Origin of the sequence: Dietzia sp. E1, from assembly GCF_014145015.1 — a bacterium.
GTDB classification, from domain to species: Bacteria; Actinomycetota; Actinomycetes; order Mycobacteriales; family Mycobacteriaceae; genus Dietzia; species Dietzia cinnamea_A.
In genome coordinates, this window is record NZ_JAALDU010000500.1 from 1 (window position 1) to 9193 (window position 9193).

At 65.0% G+C, this 9193-nt stretch carries 6 protein-coding genes; all 6 read left to right on the top strand.

What is annotated here, in order from left to right:
* The first annotated feature begins 33 nt into the window (after positions 1-33).
* Positions 34-477, top strand: coding sequence for a hypothetical protein (locus G6030_RS14625; protein WP_182643615.1), 444 nt, complete (start codon positions 34-36; stop codon positions 475-477).
* Positions 478-555: 78 nt separating this feature from the next.
* Positions 556-1359 (top strand): AAA family ATPase, encoded by an 804-nt coding sequence (locus G6030_RS14630; protein WP_182643616.1) that lies wholly within the window; start codon positions 556-558, stop codon positions 1357-1359.
* A 6-nt stretch (positions 1360-1365) separates the two neighbouring features.
* On the top strand, positions 1366-1683 hold the full coding sequence (locus tag G6030_RS14635) for a hypothetical protein (RefSeq protein ID WP_182643617.1): 318 nt from the start codon (positions 1366-1368) through the stop codon (positions 1681-1683).
* A 158-nt stretch (positions 1684-1841) separates the two neighbouring features.
* Positions 1842-2312: a hypothetical protein gene (locus tag G6030_RS14640; RefSeq protein WP_182643618.1), complete on the top strand. Its 471-nt coding sequence runs from the start codon at positions 1842-1844 to the stop codon at positions 2310-2312.
* A gap of 145 nt (positions 2313-2457) precedes the next feature.
* Positions 2458-3078 carry a hypothetical protein gene (locus tag G6030_RS14645; RefSeq protein WP_182643619.1) on the top strand — a complete coding sequence of 207 codons (621 nt, stop codon included), beginning with the start codon at positions 2458-2460 and terminating at the stop codon, positions 3076-3078.
* A gap of 74 nt (positions 3079-3152) precedes the next feature.
* A complete protein-coding gene (locus G6030_RS16910) occupies positions 3153-9128 on the top strand; it encodes a DEAD/DEAH box helicase family protein (RefSeq protein WP_206680918.1) in 5976 nt (1991 codons plus the stop codon).
* The last annotated feature ends 65 nt before the right edge of the window (positions 9129-9193 follow it).

The window sequence follows — 9193 nt, forward strand, 5'->3', positions numbered from 1 at the left end:
CAACACCGCCCCCGGAAACCCCAGGAGGACACCATGAGTGATTCACCCACCAGTCTCGCCGCCCTCGGGCTGGCGCTGTCCGAGGTCGCATCCCTGCTCGCCGACGCTGAAGTGCTGCACGCCCTGACCTCCCACCTGACTGCACGTGAGGTGCTGGTTTTTGCCCGACTGTTCAAGGCTGCCGGGAAGGACGACGCCCACCGCTGCGTGGTTGAGGGCATCATCCATGGCGACGAGGAGGTGCGAGCGGTGGCGACCCCGGAGGTCACCGGCCCCGGTTCGGTTCGCATCGAGTACTTCAACCACTTTGCCGACAGCAGCATCGAGGACGGCCCCTTCCATGTCCGCGAGTTCTCGACCGGAGGGCTGCGCAACGCTCTGCGTGAGCTCGGCCTCGAAGTGGACACCGACACGATCGAATGGGCGGCGATCGCACTGCCCGGGCGCATCGTCCTCGACAGCGCACGACGCGACTAGAGCGACACGCAAAATCAACTAGTGGCGCGTGCACCGCACGCGCCACTAGTTGCACTAGGGTCACTAGAGGGAGGAAGCATGAAAATCGTTGCAGTAGCGAACCAGAAGGGCGGAGTCGGAAAGACCTCCGTCGCGCAGTCTTTGTTGCACGCCGCCGCTGCCCGCGGAAAGAAGGCGCTGGGTATCGACCTGGATTCCCAGGGCAACCTGACCCAGCAGCTCACCGCCCGCAACGCGGACGAGTGGTTCGACGTCACCATCGCCGACGTCATGGATCCGTCGACGAACGTGCGCGTCGACGAGGCGGTCGTTCCGACCCGACGAGATGGCATCGACCTCGTGCCCTCGGGCTTGGACGACTACGTCGCAGTAGAGATGACGCTGACCGGGGCGATGATGCGCGAACTGACGCTGCACAAGGCCCTCAGTCAGCTCCCGGACGACGCCTACGACCTCGTCGTGATCGACTGCCCCGCAGCGCTCGGCCTGACCTTGACCAATGCGTTCGCGGCTGTGGACTCGGTCATCATCGTCACCGACCCGTCGTCGGCCGGATTCGTAGGCGTCGGGCGCATCGTCAACACGATCGACACCGCCAACGAGCAGCTCGGACGCGTGCTTGGCCGCGAAATCGACATCGCTGGCATCGTCATCAACGGGCACCGAACCAACGTCAAGACCGAAGAGGCCTTCGTGTCTGAGATCGAGGAGTATGCCCGCGACGCGGAGATTCCAGTCCTTGGCCGCCCGCTTCCCAGACTCACCTTCATCCAACGAGCGAACGCTGCCGGGTACGGATTCGACGAGCTCACCGAAATTCGCGCGGTCGAGGTCGCCCGGTTCTTTGACGACATGCTCACGACCATCACGGGAAAGGACTGATCGACCATGGCGGACAAGTTGCCGGAGGGCCCAAAGCCCCCGAACCGCAGGAAGCGATCGGTGTTCAGTGACCTGAGCTCCGTTCCGCATGAGGCTCCAGCGCCGGTCGCCGAGGTCGCCCCGGTCGAGGCCGCCAGCCCACAGAAGAGGGGGGCCGGCAAGAAGAAGGGCTGGGACCGCACCGGCCAGGTGTCGGTGGTCCTGGGAAAGGAGCGTCACGAGAGGCTCAAGGACGTGTGGGCTTCCAATGCTCGTGACTACGACGCCATCGCCGATCTCATTCGTGAGGCGATCGACGAAAAGCTCGACAGGTTGGAGAGGTAGAACTTGTGGCGCACGTGCCACATGCGCCACCATTCGAACAAGTGCCCCTTGTGCCACAAGGGGCACTTTCTTTTGGCGACAAAAAGTAGGCCTAGAACTAGGCCTACCCGTGGCGTATAACCGAGACCATGCCAACTCGAGTCCTTGCGACCAATGAGATGAAGTCCAATCTCGCCGCGCACATCCGCCACGTGGCTGCTGATCCACGGCGCCGCGTGTTCGTCGGTGCGCATCGCAGGGCGGAGGCAGTTCTGGTGTCCACCTACTCGGAGGTGCCGGAACCGGAGCTGCACATGATGGCAGCGCTTTCCGGGCGAGCGCTCGGGTTCGAGCTGGCGTCGGCGAGGAGCGCTGGGCTAGCTCGGCCTGACGTGGGGGAGTACCGCCGACTGCTGGCGGTCCTGGCATCGCGGGGTCGACGACCGGACTGCGTGGGTCTCATCGCGGCTGCCGTCGGAGCTGTCGCCGCGCAATCAGGTCTATCAGTCGCCTCGGCCGTGCGCGAGGTGGGCGAGCTCATCGGCGACGCACTTGAGCCGGATCTGGACTGGGCAGATCTAGCCCTCGACGTTGAAGACAGCCTGGGGGGAACTGGCGGAATCGGGCAGGGAGGCAGAGTTCATGGATGAGAAGGAATCATCACGGTGCACGTCCCACAACAGGCATTTCCGGGGTCGTAGGGTGAAGCGAAACCGCAGCCGATCGTGGAGGCACCGTTGTCAGAACAGCCGGACCTATTCAGCTTTGGCGACGATGCCCCCGAAGGAGACAACCATGTCAGAGATGACGCGCAGAGCCGTTCAGGCGGCATGGGAGGAGCTCGGACGGGACCGGGAGTACCCGACTCCAGAAGCGCTGGAGGCCGCGATTCAGGCGGAGGCCGAGAGGCTGGCGGAGATGATCGGAGACGAGACCGAACGGCTCAGGAGCATGGGGATCGCTCAGTTCCGGGCGGACAATCAGGGGAACTTTCCGCCCTACATAGAGACCGTGCAGATCGGCAACCGGGCACGAGCGCAGGCCGAGGAAACGATTCTGTGGCAGGAACTGGGGGAAGAGGTGGAACTGGCAGCCGAAGAGGAGGACCAGGAGACCTTCGAGGACCAGAGCTGGCGGACCAGCCCGGATCGGTGGCGGACGCACACCGACGTGGTGGGCGACCCGAGTCCCGAGATCGACGTGCAGACGGAGGACGTCTGGCCGGAGCAGACGATCCGCTTCCGAGTGATGGCGGCCTATTTGATGCAGACACGCTACGAGGACGGGGAACCAATACCGGAGACGCCGAACGATCCACTCAGAGCACTGTTTACGGACCTCGTCGAACGGGAGCTGGAGCGACGCGAAAGCGTCCTGTCCGAAGCAAGAGGACTGAGCCAGAACAACTCGACCTAGTCTTCGACGACACCGGAGCGGCGCCGGTCGACCCGGCAACGATCAACGTCCATTCTGAACCTCTGCCGGCGCCCGTGCGTCAATCGGAGGTGGCAGAAGAGCCGGCCAGCCTGGCATTAACCGGCGGCGGTGGGGGAGTGGTCGCCCCCGATGCCGACCAGCGGCCCGAACCCGTCGACTACGCGCCGCCCCGGGACGTCGTCGTCCCGTCCGGCAAGAAGGCCAGAGTCGAGGCGAACATCGCCGCCATTAGATTGCTCCAGACCCTCGACGCCGAGGATCGTTATGCGACCCCCGACGAACAGGCAATCATCGCGCAGTGGTCCGGCTGGGGCGCCGTGCCCGAAGTCTTCGATCCGCGTCGAGCCGATTTCGCCGACGAGCGTGCGGAACTCGAGTCGCTACTCAGCTCAGCCGAGTGGAACCGGGCGCGGCACACCATTCTCAACGCCCACTACACAGACCCGACTGTTGTCGCCGAAACGTGGAGTCTCCTACGACGAGCCGGATTCCAGGGCGGGCTCGTCCTCGAACCCGGCAGCGGCAGTGGAACCTTCATCGGTCACGCCCCGGCCGATGCACAGATGGTGGGCGTGGAGCTCGACACCCTCTCCGCTCGAGTCGCGGCGGCGCTATATCCCAGTGCCCAGGTGCGCAATGAATCGTTCGCCGACACCGCGGTACCCGACAATTCTTTCGTTGCCGCAATCGGAAACGTCCCATTCGGCGACATCAAGCTGTGGGACGACGCCCACAACAGGGGCCAGCACTCCATCCACAACCACTTCATCATCAAATCGCTGGACCTCACCGCCCCCGGCGGTTACGTCGCTCTGCTCACCAGTCGGTACACCGCCGACGCAGCGAGAGCCGACGCTCGCACCGCTATGGCCGATCGAGCTGACCTGATCGGCGCGGTTCGCCTTCCAACCGGCGCCTTCCGCCGGGTCGCAGGCACGGAAGTCGTCACCGATCTGCTGGTGTTCCGCGTCCGCGAACATGGGCAGGAACCTACTGAAACGACCCGCCAGTTCGTTCGCACCAATGACGTCACCGTGCGGACCGATCTCGCCGACGGGGACGCCCCACCGGCCCGACTCACCGTCAATCAGTACTTCCTCGACAACCCCCATCACATCCTCGGCACACTGACCGCTGGCCACGGCATGTATGGGCAGGACGAACTACGCGTCCTGGCCCGCAATGACGCTCCGCTCGACAGGCAGATCGCTGACGTCCTCGGCCCCGTGATCGACGCGGCAGTTCTTGACGGCCGCGGCTTGCTCGCCAACCGGGATCTCGTCGTCTACGACTCCTCCCTGGCCACCGATCGGGGCCTCGTCGTTCCCGTCGAGAAGCACGGCGAAGTCGCTAGCGACACACTGCGCTACAACAGCGATCACAACCTGATCGAGCGCTTCGACGGAACCGAGTGGGTCGACAGCAAGTGCCCCAAGAGCAGGCTCGCCGAGTGGCGTTCCATCCTCGAGCTGCGTGACACCGCGCTTTCCCTCGTACAGATCCAGCGAGACGGGGGAGACCCTGCCGATAAGGCCGCCCTGCGCGCCGCACTCAACGAGCACTACGACGCCTATGTGACCAAGTACGGGTTCCTCAACCGGTTCAGCTGGAAGCAGCCACCGGAAGTCACACAAGACGAGCACGACACCCGCCTCGAGGCCGCTCTAACCACCTGGCTCGACACCGAGGGGCCCAACTACGGCGCCGAGAACATGCAGGACATCCCAGACGGTGTCCGATCACGCCTGGACGAAGAAGCCTGGCAGCCCAAATCGGCGGCAACGAAGAGACAACCTCACCTGGCCGGCGCACTACGCGCCGACCCTCATCTCCAGACTGTCCTAGCCCTCGAGCACTTCGACGAGGAACGGATGGTCGGCCGCAAAGCGGCCATGTTCACCGCCGACATCCTCGAGCCGGCAACCCCCATCATCGCCGCAGAGACAATCCAGGATGCGCTGGCGGTGAGCATGGACGAAAGCGCCAGCGTCGACGTCGCGCGGATCGCTCAGCTCATGGACGTCGACGCTGGCACCGTCGAGCAACAGCTTCAGGCCGAGGCGCTGGCGTTCCGCTCCACTGAAGACCCCGGAACGTGGATCCCGCGCAGCCGCTACCTGGCCGGCAACGTGCGCGTAAAGCTCGCCGAGGCGAACGCCGCCGCAGCAACCGATGACCGATACCGCTCGAACGTGGCCGCCCTGCGCGAGGCCATCCCCGCCCGCATCGAGGACGGGATCCGCGCCCGGCTGGGAGTGACCTGGGTCAGCCCCGACGACTATGAACAGTTCATCGCGGACACCTTCCGCATCGACAAGGACTCCGTGACGGTCAGCTACGTCAACAACGAGTGGGTCATCGAAGGCAGCTCCTGGTACGACGGCTACCAGACCGACGCCCTCGCCTACGGTCTCGTGCCCCAGAAGGGCCGCTACTCTCGGTCCTACAACTTCGTGGGTACCGACCGCGAGCAAACCCTGGCCAATCAGGGCGTCTCCCTCGGCCGCGACCGCTCGGGTAGCTTCGACCACTGGCAGGTTCTCGACTGCCTGATGAACTCTCGGCCCATCACGGTCAACCGCTCCAAGGAGTACAAGGAAGCCGTCCCCGGCGGAGACATCCACGCCGGCGCCACACGAGCGGCCAAGCAACGGGCCGAACGCCTCCAGGAGGCATTCGCCGACTGGGCGCTCAATGGCGATCCCGAGCGACGCGAACGCCTCCTCACCGAGTACAACTGGCGGTTCAACGCCACCGTCGCCCCCAGCTACGACGGCTCACACCGAACCTTCCCCGGGCTGGGAAAGACCTTCAATCCCTACCCCTACCAGCGGAACGCCGTCGAGCGCATCGTCAACGAACCGACCGTGTTGCTCAACCACGTCGTCGGTGCTGGCAAGACCGGCACCATGCTGATGGGAGCGATGGAGCTGCGGCGTCTAGGACTAGTCCGCCAGCCGTGGATCGTGGTGCCCAACCACATCGTGGACCAGGTCGCCCGTGAGGCCGCTCAGTGGTATCCGGCCGCCAACGTCTTGTCCGGTGCCGGCCGCACCACCGCAGAGGGCCGACAAAAGCTCGTCGCCCAGTCCGCAGCGCAGGACTGGGACATCGTGATCGTCCCGCTTTCGGCGTTCACCCGCATGAAGACCTCGGCTCAAACCCGCGCTAGCTTCATCAGCAACCAGATCGACGCCATGCGCTCGGCGCTCCTCGAGGCCAAGGACGGCAACCAGAGCGCGGCGACGATGAAGCAGATCGAGAACGCGATGGCCAAGGCGCAGATCAATCTCGACAAAGCGATGGACGCCACCCGCAAAGACGAAGGCCTAACCTTCGAGCAATCGGGCTGCGACTACTTGTTCATCGACGAAGCCCACCTCTACAAGAACCTTGCCCGCACCTCCGGCGTGCAGGAACTGAGCCACCCGGGGTCCGATCAGGCGATGGACCTCAAGCTCAAGCTCGACTACCTGCGCGATCGCAAACGGCAAGAAGCCTCAGCGGCAGGCGTTCCCGACGATGCGTACGTCGAGCGGGTCGCCTGTTTCGCGACCGGAACTCCGGTCGCGAACTCCCTCGCCGAGCTCTTCGTCATGCAGACCTACCTCCGCCCTGACCTGCTTGAGCACGCAGGAGTCGACAGCATTGACGCGTGGGGCCAGAACTTCACCGACACCACAGAGACTGTTGAACTCAACGCGTCGGGCACGAAGCTGCGCTCGGTCACCCGAGTCGGCCAGTTCGCCAATGTCGGGGACCTGGTCGGCATGGTCAGCCAGTTCACCGACGCCGTCACCCGCGATCAGGTGCCGGTGAATCTGCCCGCAAAGCGCTCCGGAAGCAACATCGTCGTGGACTTCGAGCCCAGCCAGGAGGTCAAGGACTTCATCCAGGATCTTGGCCACCGCGCCGACACTCTCGACCCCCGCCGGATGGATCTCGACAACGCTCTCAAGATCGCCAACGACGGCCGCAACGTCTCCCTCGACCCGCGCAGCGCCCACCTGGCCCCGCCCACCGAGGGGGGCCGGGCACGCGAGGTCGCCACCCGCATCCTGGCCGAGTGGGAGGCGGCCCGAGACCGCGCCTACCTCGACGACTTCGGGGAGCCTTCCGACGTCCGCGGAGGCCTGCAGATCGTGTTCTGCGATCGGTCCGTGCCCAAAAATGATGGGCGCTGGAACATCTACGCCGCCATCAAGGCCGAGCTGGTCGCCGGCGGGATGCCTGCCGAGCAGATCGCCTTCGTGCACGATCATCCCAAGCCCGAAGACAAAGCCGCGCTCTACAAGGCCTGCCGCGCCGGCCGAATCAGCGTGCTCATGGGTTCCACGGAGAAAATGGGCACCGGCACCAACGTGCAGACACGAGCGGTCGCCCTTCACCACGTCGATGTGCCCTGGCGACCCGCCGACCTCGAACAGCGCGAGGGCCGCATCATTCGACAGGGCAACCAGAACCCAGAGGTAGCCGTCTACAACTATGTCGCCACCGCGACCTACGACACCGCGATGTGGCAGACGCTCAACCGCAAGGCCGCATTCCTCGAGCAGCTCTACGCCGCGGATCGCTCCATCCGCAGCATCGAGGACCTATCGGCCGACAACCTGGCCGAGTCGACCGCTCTGGTCAAAGCCATCGCCACCGGCGATGACCGATACCTGCGGCGCGTGGAACTCGAGCGAGACATAGAAGCACTCGACGCACGACGCGAGAGCCACCTGTCAGAGGTCAGATCCCGCCGCGAGGAGATCGCGGCGCTGACTCGCTCCATCCCTAACGAGGAAAAGCGACTCGAGCAGCTCGCCGCCGTCGCCCCGGAACTTAAGGCCTGGGCCGAGAAGGAGACGAAGGACTACACCATCGGCCGCACGTCGTTCAGCGTCCGAAAGGACGCCTCGGATCGTCTGCTGGAGGCGCTGCGTGAGGCGTACGTTCAACTGCGCGGAGCAGGCCCCAATGAATCCGCACACGTCGCCACGTTCGCAGGGGTGCCGCTACACGTCACCCGCGTGATGGAACACGACATGGTCATCCTTCGCTTCGGCGACCTCCCACTGACCGGCGTGAGCATCACTCAAGAGCAGCTCTGGCCACAACGGGACGACTCCCGATTCGGAGTCTGGGGCGCAGGCAGCACCGAGGCGCTGGACGTGGAGGCCGACGAAGCGAAGTCCAGCCGAGCTGCGATGGCCAACGGCGTGATGACTCGCATCGAGAACGCGATCGGCAGGGCGCCTGGCCAGGTCGACGCCGCTAGAACTGAGCTCGACACCGACCGAAAGCGGCTCGACGAACTGCACAACACCCCAGATGAGCCCTTCCCGGACGCCGCGAAACTCCAGCTGATGAAGACCGAGCTAGCCAGCATCAACGACGACCTCGCCGCATACGAGAACTCCGACGCCGCCCAGCTGGCCCAGACAGAACTGGACCAGCGACTCGCGGCCAAGGGCCGCAGCCCCGGCTGGTCACTGATGCTCAACCCGACTCCAGCCCTGGTGGAAGAACTCGGCTTCGACACCGCGGACGAGGTGCGCGAGATGATGCGACAGCGCGAGATCGAAGCCCTGGAAGCGTGGGCGTCACTGCCGGGCGCAACCCAGAACACCGCCCCGACTCGGGCCGTGGACTACGACGACCTGCGCGGAAAAATCATGGACCACGCCGACGCCATCGAACGGGCGGCCGAGGAAAGCGATCTGGCCCTGGACTCGGCGATGGATGACTATCGCCGCTTCGCCGAAGACCTGATCCGACAGGGCGGACCAGCCCGGGACATCGGCCGGCGGCTTATCGACGTAGGAGATCAGATCGGCGAAACGGGAAACCCCCGACCGCTCGACGACCTCACCCGCGACCTCAAATCACGCAGTGCCAGCGCCGAGCAGGCCCCCGTCGACAATGACTTCACGACCTCCTACCTCGAGCATCGCGCCCAAGCCCCGGATCTCGACCCGCTATCGGAATGGCAGAACCCAGGCTCGCCCAGCGGGCCGGAGCTCGGACACGATCCTGACGCCTAAGCCGCCCCGCCGGGTGGAGTAGCTGGCTGGTGGGGGTCCCTTTCCCTGCTCCCGCCAGTCTTGGT